The sequence below is a fragment of the Sabulicella glaciei genome, assembly GCF_026183895.1.
GTDB classification, from domain to species: domain Bacteria; phylum Pseudomonadota; class Alphaproteobacteria; order Acetobacterales; family Acetobacteraceae; genus Roseococcus; species Roseococcus glaciei.
The window spans coordinates 13391-32754 of sequence record NZ_JAPFQI010000002.1; the positions used below are offsets into that span (position 1 = coordinate 13391).

A 19364-nucleotide genomic window follows, 5' to 3' on the forward strand; every position below is an offset into this window, starting at 1 on the left:
CGAGCCGGACCTGACTTGACACGATGGCGGCCGGGAAGACGATCGCTTCGCGCAGATCCTGGCCGCGCTGCATGAAACCGGCTATGCCGAGGAGGCGGCGGTCAAGCCCTGTCAGGCACACCCCCGTTGGCGCCACCTCTGCGGTGCGTGCGACCGGCCGTCTGCGAGACATCCAGGAGGCCAATGCCCCATGAAGTTCCGTTTCGCCGAACTCCATGCCTTCGAGTGGGACTTCACGCTGCGCATGCCATTCCGCTTCGGCGTCATCACGGTGCGCGACGGGATTCAATGCGTGGTGCGCGCGCGCATCCGCACGGAGGACGGCCGCGAGGGTGACGGCATGGCTGCCGAGACGCTAGCTGCCAAGTGGTTCGACAAGAATCCTGGTCTGGATGACGCCAATAATCAGCACCAGCTTCGCCGCACGGTCGAGATCGCGATGGCACAGGCACTGGCCGCACCAGCGCACACGGCCTTCGGTCACTTCGCCGCCGCCTATCCCGCGCATGCCGCCGCCTGCGGTGCGGAGGGGCTCAATCCGCTCGTGGCGAGCTTTGGCCGAGCGCTGGTGGACCGCGCTGCTTTCGACGCGCTGCTGCGCCTCGAAGGCCTTGCCTTCCACGAGGGGCTTCGCGCCGATCTGGGCGGCTTCGAACCTGCGCGCCTCGCGCCCGAATTGGCGGACTTCGATGCACGCGCGATGCTCGCCGCGACGCCTGCGCCATCGCGGATCAATGCGCGCCACACCGTCGGCCTGCTTGATCCCATCACTAAGGCTGACCTCGTCGAACCCGTGGATGATGGCCTGCCGGAAACGCTCGAGCAGGTTGCTGGCGTTTATCGCCATGCCTGGTGGAAGTTGAAGGTCGGCGGCGACATCCATGCGGACGTGGACCGGCTTTGCCGCGTCGCTTCCGTGCTCGACCGGTTGGACAAGTATCACGTCACGCTCGATGGGAACGAGCAGTACGAGGATGCAGCGGGTGCGCTCGCTTTGTGGCGCGCCATGCAGGCGGAGCCGCGCCTGAATCGGCTTTGCGCCTCCGTGGCGCTGATCGAACAGCCGGTGAAGCGGGCCCGAGCGCTTGAGACGGGCATGGATGCGCTTGCCGCAGAGCGACCGGTGATCATCGACGAGAGCGACGGACCGCTCGATGCCTTCCTCGTCGCGCGCGGCCTCGGCTACATCGGTGTATCAACCAAGGCGTGCAAAGGGTTCTGGCGCTCCCTGATCAACCTAGCGCGTTGCCGCGCCTGGAACGCAGCATTGGGCCAGACACGCTACTTCCTTTCGGCCGAAGACCTGACGACCCTCGCGGGTCTTTGCGTTCAGCAGGATCTCGCGCTCGTCAGTGCACTCGGATTGCCGCATGTCGAGCGCAACGGCCACCATTTCATCGCAGGCTTCGCAGGGCAACCGAGGGAAGATGCGGCACGCTTCCTGGAGGCGCATGCCGGCCTGTACTTGGGCACGCCGCGCGGTCCGCGCTTGTCGATCCGAGACGGCGAGATCGACATCGCAAGCCTCGCCGCGCCGGGTTTCGGCAGCGCGGTGTTGCCCGATGTCGCGGCGATGCGACCGATGGCAAAGGCGGCTTGGCCGGTCAGTTCACCGTGATGCGCGCCTCCCGCACCACACGCCCCCATTTTTCGGTCTCGGCGCGGAGGTAGGTGGCGAGTTCCTCGGGCGTCGAGGTCAATGCATCCGCCCCCACCTGCGTCAGGCGGTCCTTCACGGCCTGGAGGCCGAGCGACTCCCGCATCACCGCGTTGAGGCGCTGGATCACGGGAGCGGGCGTGCCGGAAGGCGCCAGCACCGCGCCCCAGGAGGAGGCCTCGGCAGCGGGCAGGCCGAGCTCCGCCATCGTCGGCACATCGGGAAGCGCCGCATGGCGCCGTGCGCCGGTCACGGCCAGGGCGCGCACGCGCCCGATCTGGATCATCGGGAGCGCGCTGGCCATCTGATCGAGCATCACCTGCACGTTGCCGGCGACCGTGTCGTTGAGCGCGGGAGCCGAGCCGCGATACGGCACATGCTGGATGTCCACCCGCGCGACGAGCTTGAACAGCTCGGCCACCGTGTGCGTGGAGGTGCCGTTGCCGCCCGAGCCGTAGGAAAGGCGCCCGGGCTGCGAGCGGACGAGGGCCAGGAAATCCTGCGCATTCTGCGCTGGCACGTTCGGGTTCACGATCAGCACGTGATCCGTCCCGAAGGCGAGGCTCACCGGCGCGAGGTCGGTGAGCGGGTTGAAGCCCATGTTGCTGTAGAGATGGGGATTGATCGTGAGCGTGCCCGTGGTGCCCATCAGAATGGTGTGGCCATCCGGCGCGCTGCGCGCCGCAAACTCGACACCGACATTGCCGCCTGCACCGGTGCGGTTTTCCACCGCGACGGCCTGGCCGAGGCGCTCGCCCATCGGTTCGGCAAGCACACGTGCAACGATATCGGTGGCACCGCCGGCCGCGAAGGGCACGATGAAGCGAAGCGGGCGCTGCGGCGCCCAGCCTTGCGCAAGCACGGGCCGGGCCAATGCCGGGAGCGTGAGTGCGGGCAGCGCCAGCGCGGCGCGGCGGGTGAAAGACATCCGTGTTTCCTCCTCTCGTTGCGGTCGTTCTCGTGAACCGCTTCTTGGAATCAGCTGTCTTTTGCGTGCCGTTCCTTGGTCACCGTGAGCACATGATCCGGATCCTCGCCCCACCAGCGGCGGGAGAGAAGCTCGACCTCCGTGAATCCGGCATAGCCGGCTGCTTCCGCCATGCGCCGGATGGCGGCGATGTCGATCACGCCATCCCCCGGCATTCCGCGGTCGAAGACGAGGTCGGTCGTCGGCACCAGCCAATCGCAGGCATGGAAGGCGGCGATCCGTCCTTCCGCGCGCTGCATCTGCCGCGCGAGGTCGGGATCCCACCAGACGTGATAAACATCAACCGCCACGCCAACGCCCGGCCCCAACGCCTCGCAGAGATCAAGCGCCTGTCCGAGGGTCGAGAGGACCGACCGGTCTGCGCAGGTCATGGGATGCAGCGGTTCCAGCGCAAGCGTGACGCCCGCCGCGCGCGCCGCTGGCAGGATGGCCTCTAGCCCCTCCCGTACCATGGCGCGCGCGCCCGGCAGGTCCTTTGAGCCGGGCGGCAGCCCGCCACAGACCATGACGAGGCAGGCTGCGCTGAGAGCATGCGCCTCCTCGATGGCGCGCAGGTTGTCCTCGATCGCGGCGGCGCGACCGGTGGCGTCAGCCGCGGGGAACATGCCGCCGCGGCACAGGCCCGTCACCACCAGACCCGCATCGCGGATGCGCCGCGCGGCGGCCTGCACGCCCATCGCATGCAGCACGTCGCGCCAGGGCGAGATCCCGGGGATGCCGTGCCGGGCGCATCCCTCGATACAATCCGCGAGGCCCCAGCGCTCCTTCACCGTGACGGTGTTGAGCGAGAGCGGGATCGGCGCTCCGCGCGGGCTGGTCACGGTCGACTCCGCGCCGCCGCGCTCGCGCGCATCAGGCCACCCCGTGCAGCGCGAGAAGCTGGCGCATCCGCGCCACGGCGAGGTCCGGGTCGCGCAGCAGGCCGGCCTTGTCCGCCAGGCGGAACAGTTCGGCGAAGTGCTGGATGGAGCGCGTGCTTTGCTGCCCGCCAACCATCACGAAGTGATCCTGATGGCCGTTCAGCCAAGCCATGAACACCACGCCTGTCTTGTAGAAGCGCGTTGGCGCCCGGAAGATGTGGCGGGAAAGCGGCACCGTCGGCGCCAGGATCTCGTGGAAGGTCGAGAGGTCGTTGCGCGAGAGCGCGGCAAGCGCCCCGCCCACGGCTGGCGCGATCGGGTCGAAGATGCCCAGCAGCGCGTCGGAATGACCGTCCGCATCGCCCGCGATCAGCTCCGCGTAGTTGAAGTCGTCGCCCGTGTACATGCGCACGCCCCTGGGAAGGCGGCGGCGCATGGCGATCTCCTTCTTGTCGTCGAGAAGGGAGATCTTCACGCCGTCCACCTTGTCGGCGTGGGCAGCGATGACGTCGAGCGCGACCTCCATCGCCTTCATGTGGTCGGCGTGGCCCCAATAGCCCTCGAGCGCGGGGTCGAACATTTCGCCGAGCCAGTGGATGATCACCGGCTCCTTCACCTGGCGCAGCACGCGGTCATAGACGCGCACGTAGTCGTCGGGCCCGCGCGCGGCCTTGGCCAGGGCGCGCGAGGCCATGAGGATGATCCGCCCGCCCATGCCCTCGACGGCGGCGCATTGCTCCTCATAGGCGCGGATCACGTCGTCCACCGAGACGTCCGGGCCTGGTGCGAGGTGGTCCGTGCCGGCACCGCTGGCGATCACGGCGCCCGGCGTGTCCTTCGCGGCGTCGAGGCTCAGGCGGATGAGCTGCTGCGCCGCCAGCCAGTCCAGGCCCATGCCGCGCTGTGCCGTGTCCATGGCCTCGGCCACGCCAAGCCCGAGCGACCAAAGATGCTTGCGGAAGGCGATGGTGCGGTCCCAATCCACCTTCGCGTCGAGCCATGGATCCTGCTCGGCGAGGGGGTCAGCCACCACATGCGCGGCGGCGAGGGCCACACGCGGGAAAGGCGGCGTGGCGGTCGGGAAATCGCGTGTCGGCGAGAGGGTGAAGTCCTCCAGGCCCTTCGCCGTGGGAAGGCGGATCGTCGCCATGGTCAGGCCTCCAGCTTCGGCAGGTCCACCCAGCGGCGCTCCTTCCAGGATTGCAGCCCCGCCATCGCGAGCTGCACGCCCTTCGCGCCGGCGAGCAGGTCCCAAGGATACTCCGATACCTCGCCGGCCACGTAGCGCAGGAACAGCTCCCACTGCACGCGGAAGCCGTTGGGGTAGGCCTGCGTGTCGGGCACTTTCTGCCAGCCTTCGAAGAAGTCGATGGCCTGCGGCACGTCCGGATTCCAGACGGGCTTGGGCGTGTTCACCCGCGCTTGCGTCCAGCAATCAGTGAGGCCTGCAACCGCGCTGCCGTGCGTGCCGTCGACGTGGAAGGTCACGAGATCGTCGCGGCGCACGCGCGTGCACCAGGAGGAATTGATGTGCGCGATGGCCCCGCCCTCGAGCTGGAAGGTGGCGTAGGCCGCGTCGTCGGCATCGGCTTCGTAGAAGCTGCCATCCTCCTGCACGCGGCGTGGGATGTGCACCGCCCCCAGGCAGGAAACGCTCTCGACGTTCCCGAACAGGTTATCGAGGACGTATCGCCAGTGGCAAAGCATGTCGAGAATGATGCCGCCGCCTTCGGCGAGCTTGTAGTTCCACGAAGGGCGCTGCGTCGGCTGCAGGTCGCCCTCGAAGACCCAATAGCCGAACTCGCCCCGGATGCTGAGGATGCGCCCGAGGAAGCCGCTGTCGATCACCATCTTCAGCTTGCGCAGCCCGGGAAGGAACAGCTTGTCCTGCACCACGCCATGCTTGATGCCGGCCTGCTTCGCAAGGCGCGCGAGGTCGAGCGCGTCTTCCAGCGTGTCGGCCGTCGGCTTCTCGCAATAGATGTGCTTGCCGGCCGCGATGGCCTTGCGGATGAGCCCCGCGCGCATCTGCGTGGTGGCGGCATCGAAGAAGATCTCGTCCTTCGGATCGGCGAGGCAGGCGTCGAGGTCGGTGCTGACGCGGCTGATGTTGTGCGCCTTGGCGAGCGCATCGAGCTTCGCGCGGTTGCGGCCGGTGATGACCGGGTCTGGCATCAGCACATCGCCGTTCGCGAGCCGGACCCCACCCTCCGCGCGGATCGCCGCGATGGAGCGGATGAGGTGCTGGTTCATGCCCATGCGCCCCGTGACGCCGTTCATGATGATGCCGATGCGCCGTTCGGCCATGGCCATTTCCTCCGAAGTAACTAGTTGGTTACTTCGGAGGAAACGAAGCCGGATGTCAAGGGCGAAGGTACCCCAGCACCATCTCCACCGCGTGCGCCTCCCGCGCCGCGAGCGCGGCCTCGCTGCCGAGGTCCTGGCCGAAGATCGCCGAGAGCGTGTGCCGGTTCGCAACGGTGAAGTGCCCCAGCGCGACGATGGAGAGATAGAGCTGCAGCGCATCCACGTCGGCGCGGAACTGGCCCTGTTCGGCGCCGCGCGCGAGGACGTCACGCAGCATGTCGGTCAGGGGGGAGTAGAGTGCAGGCACGTCCAGGCTGCGACGGAGATAAACGGCTTGATGCAGGTTCTCCTGATTGAGCAGCGCGACGAATTCCGGGTGCCGGGCCGTGTAGCGCAGGTTGAACGCGACGAGCCGCGCCATCGCGGCCCGAGGCGGCAGGTGCGCTACGTCGAGATCCTCCTCCTCCGCGCGCTTTGCCGCATAGGCGGCCTCCAGCGCGGTGAGCCACAAGGCTTCCTTCGCGCCGAAATATGCGTAGAGCATACGCTTGTTGGTCCCAGCGCGTGCCGCAATCTCGTCCACCCGCGCGCCGGCGAGGCCCTTGGCGGCGAACTCGACCAGCGCGGCGTCGAGGATTCTTTGGCGCGTCGCAACGGCACGGGCGGAGAGGGGGGCGGACGATGTCATCGCGGCTGATGTCACACCAGCGCCGCGCGGACGGGAAGGCCCCCGGACCGGAAGTGCGCTCGGTCTGGACCGCAAGTCATCCTCGATACTTCCTCCTACTTTCGCTGCGGGAGCCACACCAAAATCCTCCTGTGCGCAATCACCGGCTAGATCCACAAGACGCTTCAGCTTCAGGTTAAAGCCGCGCCCGGCTCGGCAGGGCGGTATCGAGGTCCACTGCGCCGATAGGCGGCTTCTCACACATCAGCAAAGCCGTGCGCCCCGCCATGCCTTACCCGCTGCGCTCTCCAGCGGCCCCCGGACGGGCCACCTCGTGTTGGGGCCTGGGCGTCCCGAGGCGTTCACTCGGCCCGAAAGAACCCCGAACACAGCATCGGACGGCGATCGGCAAAGTTTGTGCGGTTCCTCAGGACGTATCGCGCGACAAGCAGCGATACTGACTCACCCAGATCAGGAGCCCACGCCATGCGCCCGCTCACACAACGGATCGCCGACATCCAGGGGAGCACACTCATGATCGAGGACACGATGTCGGTATGCCCGGCCTCGATGAACGGACAAGGCGGCTACGATCGTCACTCGGGTGTGCAGGCCTCTGGCGGCGCCTTGGCGCGGCCGCTGCTGATGCGCGCTGCCTGCGAGGCGTTATCGCCGGAAGGCGATGAGGCTTTTACCGCCGCCGAGTACAGTTAAGTGGGAGGGCAGGACTCGCTTGCGCCGAGGGTGGCGGTCGCTACACCTCCCACACCGGCACCGCGCGCATCGCTTACCGCTTCTGAGCACAAGTGAGGCCGGCCACACTGCAGCCGGCGTCGCGTCCTCGCCCTGCCTCTGCTGATCCCGCCTTCCTTCCAGACCCGCCATTGGACCGTCCTCGGCAAGCTCGTCGAGATTCTCCAGCCGCTTTGTTCAGCGCGCCGAGCAATCTGAGGATCTCCTCAGGCGTCCGGCCATTCCCGCCATGGGGCGTCATCGGGTTGAGCGTGCTGCCCTGGCCACTGAGCTGGCTTCACCAAACCCACGACAGCAGCTGGAGTTTATGGCGTCTCGCCCCTGGTCTGGCAGGCGTGACCCGCAATGTCCGCCGTTGTATAGGAGCAGGGAGGAAGCAGCGCCCGGTGCCGGCTCGGCGGCTGGGAATTCCGCTCGCAAGGGATACGATCCAGGCATGAAGCCAAGGCCCGAAGGGAAGACGACCATCCCATCGCGGCTTGGGGTGCTCCGGGTCCTGGCCTTTCTCGCCCTGGCCGTTCCGGTGGCGCTCCTCGCGGCCTATGCCCTTTCCAGCCACCGCTTCCACCAGCGCGAGGCGGAAGGACAGGTCGTCCGCACCCTCGACCTTCTGCACGAGCACGGCACGAAGGTCTTCGACACCTACGAGATCCTGCTGGCCTATGCGGACGAGCTGGTTCGCGGCCTGGACGACGACCAGCTGCGCGAGCGAGAGGCCGAGATCAGCGGGAGACTGCAAAGATTTAAGCAGTCCCTGCCGCAGATCCAGAACGTCTGGATCATCGGCTCGACCGGCTTCGCCGTGGCCTCCACGCAGGTGGTCCCGGTGCCCCGCGACCTGAATGTTTCCGACCGGGAGTATTTCCGGGCGCTGCGCGACGGCGAGACCGACCTCGTGATCAGCGACGTCATCAACGGGCGGGTCCGGCCGGAAACGCGCTTCTTCCAGTTCGCCCGGCGGCGCAGCCCGCGCGCGGATGGCGGCTTCGCCGGCATCGTCGCCGTTTCCGTGCAGCCTTCCTATTTCGTGGAGTATTACGGCAAGACCCCTGCTAGCGGGCTGACGACGGCCTCGCTCGTGCGCGACGACGCCTATCTCCTGGCCCGGTTCCCGGCGCTCAATCCCAGTGCGACGCGCCGGGTCTCGGACGGTAGCGCCTTCCGGGAACGGACCGCCGAGGCGCCCGAGCGGGGGCTCTATGTGGGACGCTCCCTGCAAGGCGGGACCGCGCTGCTGCTGGCCTACCGGCGGCTTCCCAGCCATCCGGTCTATGTCGTGACCGGGCTCGACATGGCGATCGTGCGGGCGCGGTGGCTGCAATCGCTGATCCTGCCGGCCCTGCTGGCCGTGCCCACCGCCCTGGCCCTGTTCGGCCTCGTCTGGGTGGCGATCCGCCAGGCCCGGGGGCTGGAGGGTGCCGTCGCGGAACTCACCGCCGAGCGCGTGCTGCGCGAGGCCGCGGAGGAAGAGCGCCGCCAGGTGCAGCGCCTCCAGGCCCAGCGGCAGCGGCAGGAGGCGCTGGGCCAGCTGGCGGGCGGCATCGCCCACGACATCAACAACGTCATGCAGGCGGTTGGCACGGGGGCAGCGCTGATCCGCCGCCGCGCCTCGGACGCCGCGGCCGTCGAGAATCTTGCGCGCATGATCGAAGCCTCGGCGGAACGGGGCGGTTCCGTCACGCGGCGCCTGCTGGCCTTCGCCCGTCGCGGCGAGCTGCGCGCGGAGGCGGTGGACCCCGAGGGCGTGCTGCGCGAGATCCACGAGGTCCTGGCCCATTCCCTCGACCCGGCGATCCGGATGGAGGTCCGGGCCGAGGCGCCCGCGTCACGCGTGTTCGTGGACCGGGGGCAGCTGGAAACGGTCCTGCTCAACCTCGCGACCAATGCCCGCGACGCCATGCCCTCCGGCGGCCGGCTGACCCTGTTCCTGGAAGCACGGGAGATCGGCCCGGAAGACGCCGCGGAGGGGCTGCCGACCGGGCGCTACGTGGCGCTCGGGGTTTCGGACACCGGAGCGGGCATGGACGCGGAAACCCTCGCCCGGGCCTCCGATCCCTTCTTCACAACCAAGGAGATCGGCAAGGGAACCGGGCTGGGCCTCGCCATCGCCCGCAGCTTCGCAGAGCAGTCGGGGGGGCAGCTGTGCCTTTCGAGCCGGCGCGGGGAGGGCACGGTTGCGGAGATCCTGCTGCCCGTGGCCGAAGGCAGGGCCCCACCCGCCACGGTGCAGCCCGCTCCCGCCGGGCCGAGGCGCCGCATCCTGCTGGTGGATGACGAGGACCTCGTTCGCGCCACCATTGCCCGGGGCCTCGAGGAATACGGCCATGCCGTGCTGCCCGCCGCCGATGCCGAGGCGGCCCTCGTCCTGCTGGGCGCGGGTGCCGAGGTCGAGGTGCTGGTGACCGACCTCGCCATGCCGCGCATGAACGGGCTTGACCTCATCGCCGCCGCGCGGGTCCAGCGTCCCGGCCTGCCGGCGGTGCTGGTCACGGGCAATGCGGTGCTCGACGAGGCACGGACGGGCGGGCTTCCCCCGGGTCCGTTCCTGGTCCTGCGCAAGCCCTTCGGCATCGCGGCGCTGGCGCAGGGAATCGGCGAAGTCGCCCCGCCGCCATCCGTGCTGGCGGAGCGCTAGCGGGCGCAGCCGCGCTCAGCCGCCCAGCCGTGCCGCCACCGCATCCTCCAGCGGCGGCCCGTCATCCCGTGCCTCGAGGGCGTGTGCGAAGCTTTCGTAGCCGTCGCCGCCCCGGCGCAGGAAGTCGTTGGTGGCGATGCGGTAGGCGCGTTCCGGCTCCAGGGCGCGCCAGGTGCCGTCCGCCTCGCGCACTTCGGCGCGCAGGACGCGTTGGCCGACCGGCCGTGCCAGGTCCGCCTCGAAGCGCAGCCCGTCCAGCTGCGGGAAGCGCCCGGATGGCTGCGGCAGGCGCGACACCCCGTTCTCCAGCGCGTCGCGCACCGCGTGGCCGCGCAAGACCACCACCGCCAGCGTGTTGGAGAAGGGCAGGGTGGTGAGCAGGTCGCCCAAGGACACCTCGCCCGCCGGCAGTCCGGCGCGGACCCCGCCGGCATTCTGCCAGCCGATCTCCGCCCCCGCCGCCTCGCGCATCGCACGGGCCACGGTGGCGCCCAGGGCGCAGGAACCCGTGGCGCAGCCTTGCAGGGGCAGGGCGGTCTCCAGCCGAAAGGCGGTGCGGCGGCGCAGCGCTTCCAGCGGTTCGGCCAGTTCGCGCACCAGGGCGAGCGCCTCCCCATCCTCGCGCACGGACACGTCCAGCAGGCGCATGGCCTGCACGGACTGCACCACTTGCCCCTCCGCACCCAGGTCGAGGTCCAGCCGGCCCAGATGCTGCCCGAAGGCCCCCGCCTGCACGATGAGGACGCGGCGCTCCCCCACCTCCACCGTCTCGGGGGGCGCGACCAGCGTGTGCGAATGCCCGCCGATGATCACGTCGATGCCCGGAACGTCCCGCGCCAGGCGGCGATCCGCCCCCAGTCCCAGATGCGACAGCACCACAACCGTCGCCGCCCCCTCGCGCCGCGCCTCCCACACCGCGCGGCTGGCGGCCTCGGCCGGGTCGGTGAAGCGGAGATGGGGGCCGGGAGAAGAGATGCTGGGCGTGTCCGGCGTGACGAGGCCGGCGAAGACTAGCCGCGCCGGGCCGGAGCTGAAGGTGACGGTCGGGCGCAGCTTGCCGGCCAGGGCGGGCTCCTCCGCCGTTTCCAGGTTGGCGGCGAGGACGGGGAAGTCCAACGCCTCCAGGTAGCGCGCCAGGGCGGCGGGGCCGAGGTCGAATTCGTGGTTGCCCGGCGCCATGGCCTGCACGCCCCACAGGCGCTGCATCCGCGCCTCGGCCATGCCGTGATGCTCGCGGAAGAACAGGGAGCCGAGGAACTCGTCCCCCGCGTCCAGCAGCAGCGATGCCCGTCCGTCGGCGCGGGCCGCTTCCCGCGCCTCGCGGATCGCGGTGGCCATACGGGCGGAACCGCCCAGGCATGCGTCGCCCCCCGCGCAATTGGCGGCGCCCGCCGTCACCGGCTCGTGCCGGCTGTGGAAATCGTTCAGGTGCAGCAGCGTGACGCGCGCGGCCGGCGCCTGCGCGAAGGCGGGACGCAGCAGGAAGGGCGTGGCGAGAAGCAGGCGGCGGCTCGGCATCGGCGGAGCATAGCGCCCCTTGCCAGAACCGCGCATCGGGTGAAGCTTGCCAGGGAGGGGGCCGGGCTTGCAGATCTACCTTCCCATCGCGGAAATGAGCGTCAATGCCCTCCTTCTCTCGGGCATCGGCTTCGTCGTGGGTTGGCTGTCGGGCCTGTTCGGCGTGGGGGGCGGCTTCCTGCTGACGCCTGTCCTGATGCTGATCGGCATCCCGTCCCCGGTCGCCGTGGCCTCGGGTGCGAACCAGACGCTGGGCGCCTCCGTCTCGGGGCTGCTGGCCCAGGCGCGGCGCGGCAACGTGGACTGGGTGATGGGCTCCGTGCTGGTGGTGGGCGGCCTGCTGGGCAGCGTCGCGGGCGTGCAGCTCTTCGCCCTGCTGAGTCGGCTCGGCCAAGTGGATGCGGCAGTGGCGATCTTCTACGTCGTCGTGCTGGGCATCGTCGGCTCGCTGATGGTGATGGAAAGCGTGCGCGCCATCTTCCGCCGCCGCGCCGCCATGCCCCGGCGCCTGCACCAGCATTCCTGGGCGCATGGGCTGCCCTTCAAGCTGCGCTTCCGCAAGAGCCGCCTCTACATCTCCGTCATCCCGCCGCTGGCGGTGGGATTCTTCATCGGCGTGCTGTCGGCGGTGATGGGTGTGGGCGGCGGCTTCATGCTGGTGCCGGCGATGATCTACATCCTCGGCATGCCGACGGCGGTGGTGATCGGCACCTCGCTGTTCCAGGTGGTCTGCGTTACCGCCTCCGTCACCTTCCTCCAGGCCGTGCAGGTGGGGGGCGTGGACATCGTGCTGACCCTGCTGCTGCTGCTGGGGGCGGTGGCCGGCGCGCAGTTCGGCGCCTCGATGGGGGCGCGGCTGCGTGGCGAGGAAACGCGCGCCCTGCTCGGCCTCCTCGTGCTGGCCGTCGCCGCGGCGCTGCTTTGGGACCTGCTGCGCCTGCCGCCCAACCTGTTCTCCGTGGGCCCGGCCTGGTGAGGGCGCTGCTGGCCCTGCTTCTGGCGCTGGCCGTCGCCGGGCCGGCCTTCGCGCAGCCCTCGCCGCTGGTGGCGCGGCTTTCGGTCAACCGCGTGTTCATCACCACCGCCTTCACCGGGGAAAGCCTGATGATCTTCGGCTCCACCGAGGAGCCGCTCGGTCCCGGCGGGGACGAGGTGGTGGTGGTGGCGCGCGGCCCATCCTCGCCCTTTGTCGTGCGGCGCAAGGTGCAGGTGCTCGGGCTGTGGCTGAACGGGCCCTCCGCGCGCTTCGAGGACGTGCCGAGCTTCTACGCCGTCGCCGGCACCCGCCCCGCCTGGCGCATCCTCCCGGAGGAGGAGCGGCGCGCCCTCGGCCTCGGCCTAGATGCCCTGTCGCTGGACCGCCGCTCTGGCGCGCGTTCCCCGGGCTTCCGCGCCGCGCTCCTGGAACTGAAGCAGGAGGCGGGGTTGTGGCAGGAGAACCGCTCGACGGTGGAGGTGGCGGGGTCGCGCTTGTTCAACCTCCTCTTGCCGCTGCCCGCCACGGTGCAGCCCGGCTCCTACCGGGTGGAGGTGCTGCTGGTCCGCTCGCGTCGCGTGGTCGCGCGGGAAAGCCTGGGCTTCACGGTGGAGCGTATCGGCACCGCCGCCTCCATCAACGAGGTGGCGCGCGAGCGCCCCGCCCTTTACGCCATCGTCTGCATCCTGCTCGCCGGCCTCACCGGCTGGCTGGGCAGCGTGCTGTTCCGGAGAAGCTGATGTCCGACGAGACCGCCCGCCAGGCCCGCCGCGACCGTGTCTTCCTGGTCGTGGTGGATGACAGCGCCGAGCGCGCCGTGGCGCTGCGCTACGCCTGCCTGCGCGCCGCGAAATCCGGCGGCCGCGTCGCCCTGTTGCGGGTGGTCGAGCCCGTGGAGCAGGCGGAATGGGCCGGGATCGAGGCGATGATGCAGCAGGAGCGCCGCGAGGAGGCGGAGGCGCTGCTGAACGGCCTCGCCGCGCAGGTGACGGAGATCACCGGCGGGCTGCCCATCCTGCTGGTGCGCGAGGGCACGGCCTCGGATGAGCTGCTTTCCCTGCTGGAGGAGGATCCGCGGATCTCCATCCTGGTCCTGGCGACGGCGGCGGACGGCAAGGGACCGGGGCCGTTGATCACCGCCCTGACCGGCCGGCTCTCGGCCCGGCTTTCCGTGCCGATGACGGTGGTGCCCGGCAACATGAGCGACGAGGAGCTGGAGCGCGTCACGTGACGCCTGCTCCTCATTCCCCACCTCCATCGGCGCCATTCACGGGGGCGATTGCCTGACGCCTCCGGCCGCCCCTATGCGGAGGCAACGCGTTTTCCTGGAGAGATCATGACCGCGCTCGACGACAAGGCCCTCGACACGCTGTTCCGCGAGGCCCGCACCTCCTATCGCTGGAAGTCCGATCCTGTCCCGGACGAGACGCTGCACCGCCTGTACGATCTGGTGAAGATGGGACCAACCAGCGCCAATTCCTCGCCCGCGCGGCTCGTCTTCGTGCGCACGCCGGAGGGCAAGGCGAAGCTGAAGCACGCGCTTTCAGCCGGCAACACGGAAAAGACCATGACGGCGCCGGTCACGGTAATCGTGGCGCACGACCCGAAATTCTATGACGAACTGCCGCGCCTTTTCCCGAGCGCCGATGCGCGCTCCTGGTTCGCCGGCAACTGGTCCCTGGCCGATGCGACCGCCTTCCGCAACGGCTCGCTGCAGGGTGCCTACCTGATCATGGCGGCGCGCGCGCTCGGCCTGGACGTCGGCCCGATGAGCGGCTTCGACAACGCCAAGGTGGATGAGCTGTTCTTCGCGGAGAGCGGCTGGAAGTCGAACTTCCTGGTCAATCTGGGCCACGGCGAGTGGGACGAGACCTACAAGCGCGCCCCGCGCCTGTCCTTCGAAGAGGTGGCGCGCCTTGCCTGAGGCCGCGCGGGGGCGGGACGGTCCCGCCCCCGGCCTGGGTCAGCGATCCTGCTGATAGCCCTTGTGATGGGTGTTCTGGTAGCTGGCCCCCGTCTGGCCCTGCTGCTCCGTGTTCCGGTCGCGGTCCTCGGCCTGGCTCTTGTCCTGCACCGGATCCATGGGGCCCGGCTTGGCCGGGTTACCGCCGTGGGCGGGACGGTTGGCGGGCGGGACGGGCGGCATCTTCGCCTTCGACATATGTGACTCCTCCTGAACCGGGGAGGAACGCCCCAGCCTCCATGCTGTTGCCCCCGAATCGGGAAGGGCGGGACCTTGCGGCCCCGCCCTTCGCGCGATTCACCCTTCGGAGGGTGGTCAGCGCCGCAGCGCGCCGTCCCATCGCGGCGCCCGTGCCGCCTGGGGGCGAAGCTGGGCACCCAGCCGCGCCGCATGGCGAAGCTCGGCCAGCCGCTCCTGACGCTGGGCGCGGCCGCGCCCGTCGCGCAGGACGAGGAGAACCGGGAACAGCGCCAGGGCCAGCATGAAGAGGCTGAGGATGCTGTTCGTCACGGTCACGGTCGGGGCCCCCGAAGGCAGGTGTTGATGCTTGTTTCTAGTCCTGGTTGTCTGAACCCATGCTGAGTGGCAGGTTCAGGATGCGTTCAGGCGCACGGCTGCAAGCGCTGGTCATGATGCGGCTATTCCGGCGCGTGTCGGCGCTTTTCACTCTGCTTCTCCTGCTCGCCCTGCCGTCGAGCCTCGCTGCGGCGCAGGACCGCCGCGACCATGAACGTGCGCGCGCCGCGCTGGAGGCGGGGCAGATCCGCCCGCTCACGGACATCCTGGCCGAGGTGGAGCGCCGCTATCGCGGTCGCGTCATCGAGGCCGACTTGGAGCGCGACGACGGGCAATGGCTCTACGAGTTGAAGATCCTGCCGCCCAATGGCCGCGTCTTCACCATCGAGATGGACGCCGCGACCGGCCAGTTCCTGCGCGGCCGCGGCCCGATCCAGGAACGCCCGGCGAGCGAGACGGCGCAACCCCCGCGCCCGGCGGGCCGATGAACGCGCTTTACCGCACCGCGTCATAAGCCCATCCTCCCCGCATGCGCCTTCTCGTCGTCGAGGACACTGCCGCCCTGGCTGGCCAACTGCGCCAAGGGCTATCCGAATCCGGCTTTGCCGTGGACATGGCGCTGGACGGGGAGGAGGCGCTGCACCTGGGCGACACCGAGCCCTATGACGCCGTGGTGCTCGACCTCGGCCTGCCGCGGGTGGACGGGCTGACCGTGCTGCGCCGCTGGCGTGCCGCCGGGCGCGCCATGCCCGTTCTGATCCTCACCGCCCGCGACTCCTGGACGGAGAAGGTGGAAGGGCTCAATGCCGGGGCGGACGACTACCTCGCCAAGCCCTTCGCCATGGCGGAACTCGTGGCGCGGCTGAACGCGCTGATCCGCCGCGCCAACGGCGTCAGCAAGCCGGAACTGGTCTTCGGGGAGGTGCGGCTCGACACCGCCACGCGTTCCGTTTCCCGGGCCGGAGCGCATGTGCGGCTGACCGCCCTGGAATACGGGCTCTTCGCCTATCTGGCGCTGCATGCCGGGCGGCCGGTGAGCAAGACCGAGCTGACCGAGCATCTCTATTCCCAGGATTTCGACCGGGATTCCAACACGCTCGAGGTCATTGTGGCGCGGCTGCGGCGCAAGCTCGGGGAAGGGCTGATCGAGACGGTCCGCGGCCAGGGCTACCGGCTCCAGCCCGCCTCGGCATGAGCGGCACGACGCCGCGGGCCTCCATCGCCGCCCGCGGCTCGCTGACACGCCGCCTCGCGGCGCTCACCGCGCTCTGGGTCGCGATCGGGCTCGGGCTGCTCGGCTGGTACGTGGTCCGCAAGGACGAGCAGCAGATCGAGACGGCGACGGATGCACGCCTCACCTCGCTGCTGGACGCGGTGGTGGCGGCGGTGGCCTTCGACCCGCTTTCCGGCCCCATCCTGCTGCGCTCCCTCGCCGATCCGGAGTTCGAACGCCCGCTTTCCGGGCATTACTGGCAGATTCGCGGTCCGGGCGGCACGGTCGCCACCTCCCGCTCGCTCTGGGATTCGCGCCTCCATCCGCCGCTGCCGCCGGCCGAGGGCATCCGCGCCCGCGACATGGACGGCCCGCGCGACGAGCCGCTTCGCGTCCTGGAGCGCGACGTGACCATCTCCGGCCGCACCGGGCAGGTGCCGCTCACCGTGCAGGTGGCGGTGCCGCGCGACGCGATGGAGGCGGAGATCACGCGGCTGCGCCAGCAGATGATCCTCGCCTTCTTCGTGCTCGGCTCCGGCCTTGTCGCCGCCGTGGCGCTGCTGGTGGTCTGGGGCCTGCGCCCACTGCGCCGCACGCAGGAGGAGCTGGTGGAGGTGCGGCAGGGACGGCGGCTGCACATGGACATCACCGCGCCGTCGGAGATCGCGCCGCTGGTGGCGGAGATCGAGGCGCTGATCGAGCAGAATCGCGCAACGGTCGAGCGCGCGCGCCACCATGTCGGCAATCTCGCCCATGCGATGAAGACGCCCATCGCCGTGCTGCGCAACGCAGTGGAGGCCGAGGATCTCGGCACGGTGCGGGGCCAGGTGGCGACGCTGGAGCGGCTGGTGCAGCACCATCTGCGCCGCGCCCGCGCCGGCGCCCTGGCCGGCAGCGCGGGGGCGGAATGCGGCCCGCATGCGCTCGCCAGCGCCCTGGCCACCGCGCTGGGGCGGCTTTCGGCCTCGCGCGGCATCCGGCTGCGCGTCACCGGCGAGGAAGGGGCGCGCGTCCGTGCCGACAGCCAGGACGTGACCGAGATGCTGGGCAACCTCATGGAGAATGCCTGCAAGTACGGCCGCACCCAGGTCCTCGTCACCGTCGCGCCGGCCGGGGAAGGGCTGGTCGGCATCGCGGTGGAGGATGACGGCGAGGGCCTGGAGGAAGGCGAGGATGGCGTGGCCCTGGCGCGCGGCATGCGGCTGGACGAGGCCAAGCCGGGCTCCGGCCTCGGCCTCGCCATCGTTTCCGACCTCGTGGGGCTGTATGGCGGTTCCCTGTCGCTCGGCCGGTCGGCGCGGCTGGGAGGGTTGCGGGCGGAAATCTTCCTGCCGGGGCGGGTGGCCGGCGGACGCTACGAGGGACCCGACTGACGCCGCGCTCAGCCGATGCAGTAGCCGCCCGGCTCGCGCCGCAGTAGCGCGCCCGCCTCGCCCAGCTTGCGGCGCAAGCGGTAGATGTGGGTTTCCAGCGTGTGCGTCGCCACGGCGGCGGAATAGCCCCAAACCTCGCCCAGCAACTCTTCGCGCGGGACGGGGCGCGGCGCGGCGCGGTGCAGGTAGGACAGGATCGCCGCCTCCGTTTCCGTCAGGCGGATGCGGCGCGCGCCTTCCGTCAGTATCCGCCCCGCGGCGTGGAAGGAAAACGGGCCGAGCGGGATCGCCGCCTCCGGCGAGGCGTCGAAGGCGGCGAGGCGCGCATGCAGCCGGTGCTTGAGGTCGGCGAGGCGGATGGGCTTTGGCACGCGCTCCACCCCGCGCGGCGACTCGGCCTCCTCGCCGCCCAGCAGCAGGATGGGGCGGCCCCCTGCGCGCGCCGCGAGGCGGGAGGCATTTTCCGCCGCGCTGGGGGGAAGGGCGGCGTCCAGCAGCAGCACCTCCGCCTCGCCCGCCGGGGCTTCGGGATCGTACGTGGCCGCGACCGCGAATTCCCCTTCCTGCCCGAGTTGGGTAGGCAGGAGCTGTGTCAGGGCCGGGTCGGCCGTGAGCAGCAGGATTCGGCGGGGCAGCGTCATGTCGCTCAGGGGGATTCATTTTCCCCATAGCATTCCGGACGGTGCCAACAAACATTCATTACCAGCCTCTGGCACCTGCTGTGGGAAGGCTGCATTGAAGGCAGAGGATCAGGACCCAGCATGACCGGCTTCGTCACCCCCCGCCCCGAACCCGGGCTCTCTGCCGAGGCGCTCGCGCTGCGCGAGGTGCATCGGGCCATCGCCGAGCTGCGCCGCGGCGGGCCGGTGCTGGTGGAAGGGGAGGGCCAGCCCTTGGCCGTGGCCGCGGCCGAGACGGTGGGCGCCGCCGGCCTTGCCCAGCTTCGCGAGGTGGGCACGCAGCCGCCCCTGCTGCTGCTGGCCCCCGTGCGGGCGGCGGCCGTGCTCAGCCGCCCCGTGCCGCTTTCGGCGCCCGAGCAGGGCGTGGCGGCGCTGCGCCTGCCGCCTTCGCTGATGGACCCGCAGCGCCTCGCCGCCTTTGCCGACCCGACCGCCGAGATGCTGATGCCGGCGGGAACGGAACGCGCGCCGGTCCCCGCCCTGGCCGGGGTGGCGCTCACCTTGGCGAAGCTGGGCCGCCTCCTCCCCGCGCTGGTCGCGGTGCCCGCCGCCGGGGCCGATGCGGGCTGGCAGCGCGTGCCCGCCGACTCGGTCCTCGCTTATCCGGACACCGCCGCCACCACGCTGCGCCGCGTCGCCGAGGCGCGCGTGCCGCTGGAGGAGGCGCCAGACACGCGCATCGTAGCCTTCCGCGCCGCCGATGGTGGCATCGAGCACCTGGCGATGCTGGTGGGCGACCCGGAAGGGCGCCTCGCCTCCGGGGGAGCGCCGCTGGCGCGGCTCCATTCCGAATGCTTCACCGGCGACCTCCTGGGCTCGCTGCGTTGCGATTGCGGGCCGCAGCTCCGCGGGGCGCTGCGCCGCATGGCTGAGGACGGGGCCGGGGTGCTGCTCTACCTGGCGCAGGAGGGGCGGGGCATCGGCCTCGTGAACAAGCTGCGCGCCTATGCGCTGCAGGATGGCGGTCTGGACACGCTGGATGCCAACCGGGCACTGGGCTACGGCGCCGACGAGCGGAACTTCCTGCTCGCCGGCACCATGTTGCGCGCGCTGCGCATTCCGCGCGTGCGGCTGCTCACCAACAATCCCGACAAGCTCGCTGGCCTCGCCGCCTGCGGCATCGAGGTGGCTTCGCGCGAGGCGCACAGCTTCGGCGGCAACGGGGTGAACGACGCCTATCTCGCCACCAAGGCGCGGCGCTTCGGCCACATGCTCTGAACGATACCCTCGAAGCCAAAACCCCTCGCATCGTCTGCTC

Annotated in this window: 20 protein-coding genes; 11 read left to right on the forward strand and 9 right to left on the reverse strand. The window is 70.3% G+C overall.

Going from position 1 to position 19364, the window contains the following annotated elements; translation table 11 throughout:
- The first annotated feature begins 190 nt into the window (after positions 1-190).
- Entirely contained in the window at positions 191-1618 is a 1428-nt protein-coding gene (locus OF850_RS05275; RefSeq protein ID WP_301588877.1) for an enolase-like domain-containing protein, read from the forward strand.
- On the opposite strand, the gene OF850_RS05280 is transcribed toward OF850_RS05275, so the two are convergent.
- From OF850_RS05280 to OF850_RS05300, 5 genes are read right to left on the reverse strand one after another with little or no spacing between them, the layout of a single operon-like run.
- A complete protein-coding gene (locus OF850_RS05280) occupies positions 1605-2585 on the reverse strand; it encodes a Bug family tripartite tricarboxylate transporter substrate binding protein (protein ID WP_301588878.1) in 981 nt (326 codons plus the stop codon). The two genes, OF850_RS05275 and OF850_RS05280, sit on opposite strands and share 14 nt — an antisense overlap.
- Positions 2586-2635: 50 nt before the next feature.
- On the reverse strand, positions 2636-3466 hold the full coding sequence (locus tag OF850_RS05285; RefSeq protein ID WP_301588879.1) for a sugar phosphate isomerase/epimerase family protein: 831 nt from the start codon (positions 3464-3466) through the stop codon (positions 2636-2638).
- A gap of 31 nt (positions 3467-3497) precedes the next feature.
- Positions 3498-4655, reverse strand: a complete 1158-nt coding sequence (locus tag OF850_RS05290) for a dihydrodipicolinate synthase family protein (RefSeq protein WP_301588880.1) — start codon at positions 4653-4655, stop codon at positions 3498-3500.
- A gap of 2 nt (positions 4656-4657) precedes the next feature.
- Positions 4658-5812 (reverse strand): Gfo/Idh/MocA family protein, encoded by a 1155-nt coding sequence (locus OF850_RS05295; RefSeq protein ID WP_301588881.1) that lies wholly within the window; start codon positions 5810-5812, stop codon positions 4658-4660.
- Positions 5813-5867: 55 nt separating this feature from the next.
- On the reverse strand, positions 5868-6500 hold the full coding sequence (locus OF850_RS05300; protein WP_301588882.1) for a TetR/AcrR family transcriptional regulator: 633 nt from the start codon (positions 6498-6500) through the stop codon (positions 5868-5870).
- 513 nt (positions 6501-7013) lie between these two features.
- Between OF850_RS05300 and OF850_RS05305 the strand changes: the two genes are divergently transcribed.
- Together OF850_RS05305 and OF850_RS05310 are read left to right on the forward strand one after the other, a co-directional pair.
- On the forward strand, positions 7014-7193 hold the full coding sequence (locus tag OF850_RS05305) for a hypothetical protein (RefSeq protein ID WP_301588883.1): 180 nt from the start codon (positions 7014-7016) through the stop codon (positions 7191-7193).
- A 475-nt stretch (positions 7194-7668) separates the two neighbouring features.
- Positions 7669-9867 (forward strand): hybrid sensor histidine kinase/response regulator, encoded by a 2199-nt coding sequence (locus OF850_RS05310; RefSeq protein WP_301588884.1) that lies wholly within the window; start codon positions 7669-7671, stop codon positions 9865-9867.
- Between the two features lie 15 nt (positions 9868-9882).
- Here the strand turns inward: OF850_RS05310 and OF850_RS05315 are convergent, their stop codons facing one another.
- Positions 9883-11385 (reverse strand): bifunctional metallophosphatase/5'-nucleotidase, encoded by a 1503-nt coding sequence (locus tag OF850_RS05315; protein ID WP_301588885.1) that lies wholly within the window; start codon positions 11383-11385, stop codon positions 9883-9885.
- 67 nt (positions 11386-11452) lie between these two features.
- On the opposite strand from OF850_RS05315, the gene OF850_RS05320 reads away from it, so the two are divergent.
- The 4 genes from OF850_RS05320 to OF850_RS05335 all read left to right on the forward strand — a co-directional run bounded on the left by OF850_RS05320 (position 11453) and on the right by OF850_RS05335 (position 14285).
- Positions 11453-12361, forward strand: a complete 909-nt coding sequence (locus OF850_RS05320; RefSeq protein WP_301588886.1) for a sulfite exporter TauE/SafE family protein — start codon at positions 11453-11455, stop codon at positions 12359-12361.
- Positions 12358-13101 (forward strand): TIGR02186 family protein, encoded by a 744-nt coding sequence (locus tag OF850_RS05325; protein WP_301588887.1) that lies wholly within the window; start codon positions 12358-12360, stop codon positions 13099-13101. Before OF850_RS05320 ends, OF850_RS05325 begins: the two co-directional genes overlap by 4 nt.
- Positions 13101-13592, forward strand: a complete 492-nt coding sequence (locus OF850_RS05330) for a universal stress protein (RefSeq protein ID WP_301588888.1) — start codon at positions 13101-13103, stop codon at positions 13590-13592. Before OF850_RS05325 ends, OF850_RS05330 begins: the two co-directional genes overlap by 1 nt.
- Before the next feature lie 105 nt (positions 13593-13697).
- Positions 13698-14285, forward strand: coding sequence for a malonic semialdehyde reductase (locus tag OF850_RS05335; RefSeq protein WP_301588889.1), 588 nt, complete (start codon positions 13698-13700; stop codon positions 14283-14285).
- A gap of 39 nt (positions 14286-14324) precedes the next feature.
- Here OF850_RS05335 and OF850_RS05340 read toward each other — a convergent pair whose 3' ends face one another.
- Entirely contained in the window at positions 14325-14522 is a 198-nt protein-coding gene (locus OF850_RS05340) for a hypothetical protein (protein WP_301588890.1), read from the reverse strand.
- Positions 14523-14639: 117 nt separating this feature from the next.
- Positions 14640-14840 carry a hypothetical protein gene (locus tag OF850_RS05345; RefSeq protein WP_301588891.1) on the reverse strand — a complete coding sequence of 67 codons (201 nt, stop codon included), beginning with the start codon at positions 14838-14840 and terminating at the stop codon, positions 14640-14642.
- Between the two features lie 113 nt (positions 14841-14953).
- On the opposite strand from OF850_RS05345, the gene OF850_RS05350 reads away from it, so the two are divergent.
- From OF850_RS05350 to OF850_RS05360, 3 genes are read left to right on the forward strand one after another with little or no spacing between them, the layout of a single operon-like run.
- Positions 14954-15328, forward strand: a complete 375-nt coding sequence (locus tag OF850_RS05350; RefSeq protein ID WP_301588892.1) for a PepSY domain-containing protein — start codon at positions 14954-14956, stop codon at positions 15326-15328.
- Between the two features lie 41 nt (positions 15329-15369).
- A complete protein-coding gene (locus OF850_RS05355) occupies positions 15370-16035 on the forward strand; it encodes a response regulator transcription factor (RefSeq protein WP_301588893.1) in 666 nt (221 codons plus the stop codon).
- Entirely contained in the window at positions 16032-17426 is a 1395-nt protein-coding gene (locus tag OF850_RS05360) for a sensor histidine kinase (protein WP_301588894.1), read from the forward strand. The genes OF850_RS05355 and OF850_RS05360 overlap by 4 nt, the downstream gene beginning before the upstream one ends.
- A gap of 8 nt (positions 17427-17434) precedes the next feature.
- Here OF850_RS05360 and OF850_RS05365 read toward each other — a convergent pair whose 3' ends face one another.
- Positions 17435-18067: a response regulator transcription factor gene (locus OF850_RS05365; protein WP_301588895.1), complete on the reverse strand. Its 633-nt coding sequence runs from the start codon at positions 18065-18067 to the stop codon at positions 17435-17437.
- 120 nt (positions 18068-18187) lie between these two features.
- Here OF850_RS05365 and ribA point away from each other — a divergent pair, with 120 nt between their 5' ends.
- Complete coding sequence (gene ribA, locus OF850_RS05370; protein WP_301588896.1) at positions 18188-19324, forward strand: GTP cyclohydrolase II RibA; 1137 nt, start codon at positions 18188-18190, stop codon at positions 19322-19324.
- Positions 19325-19364 lie beyond the last annotated feature (40 nt).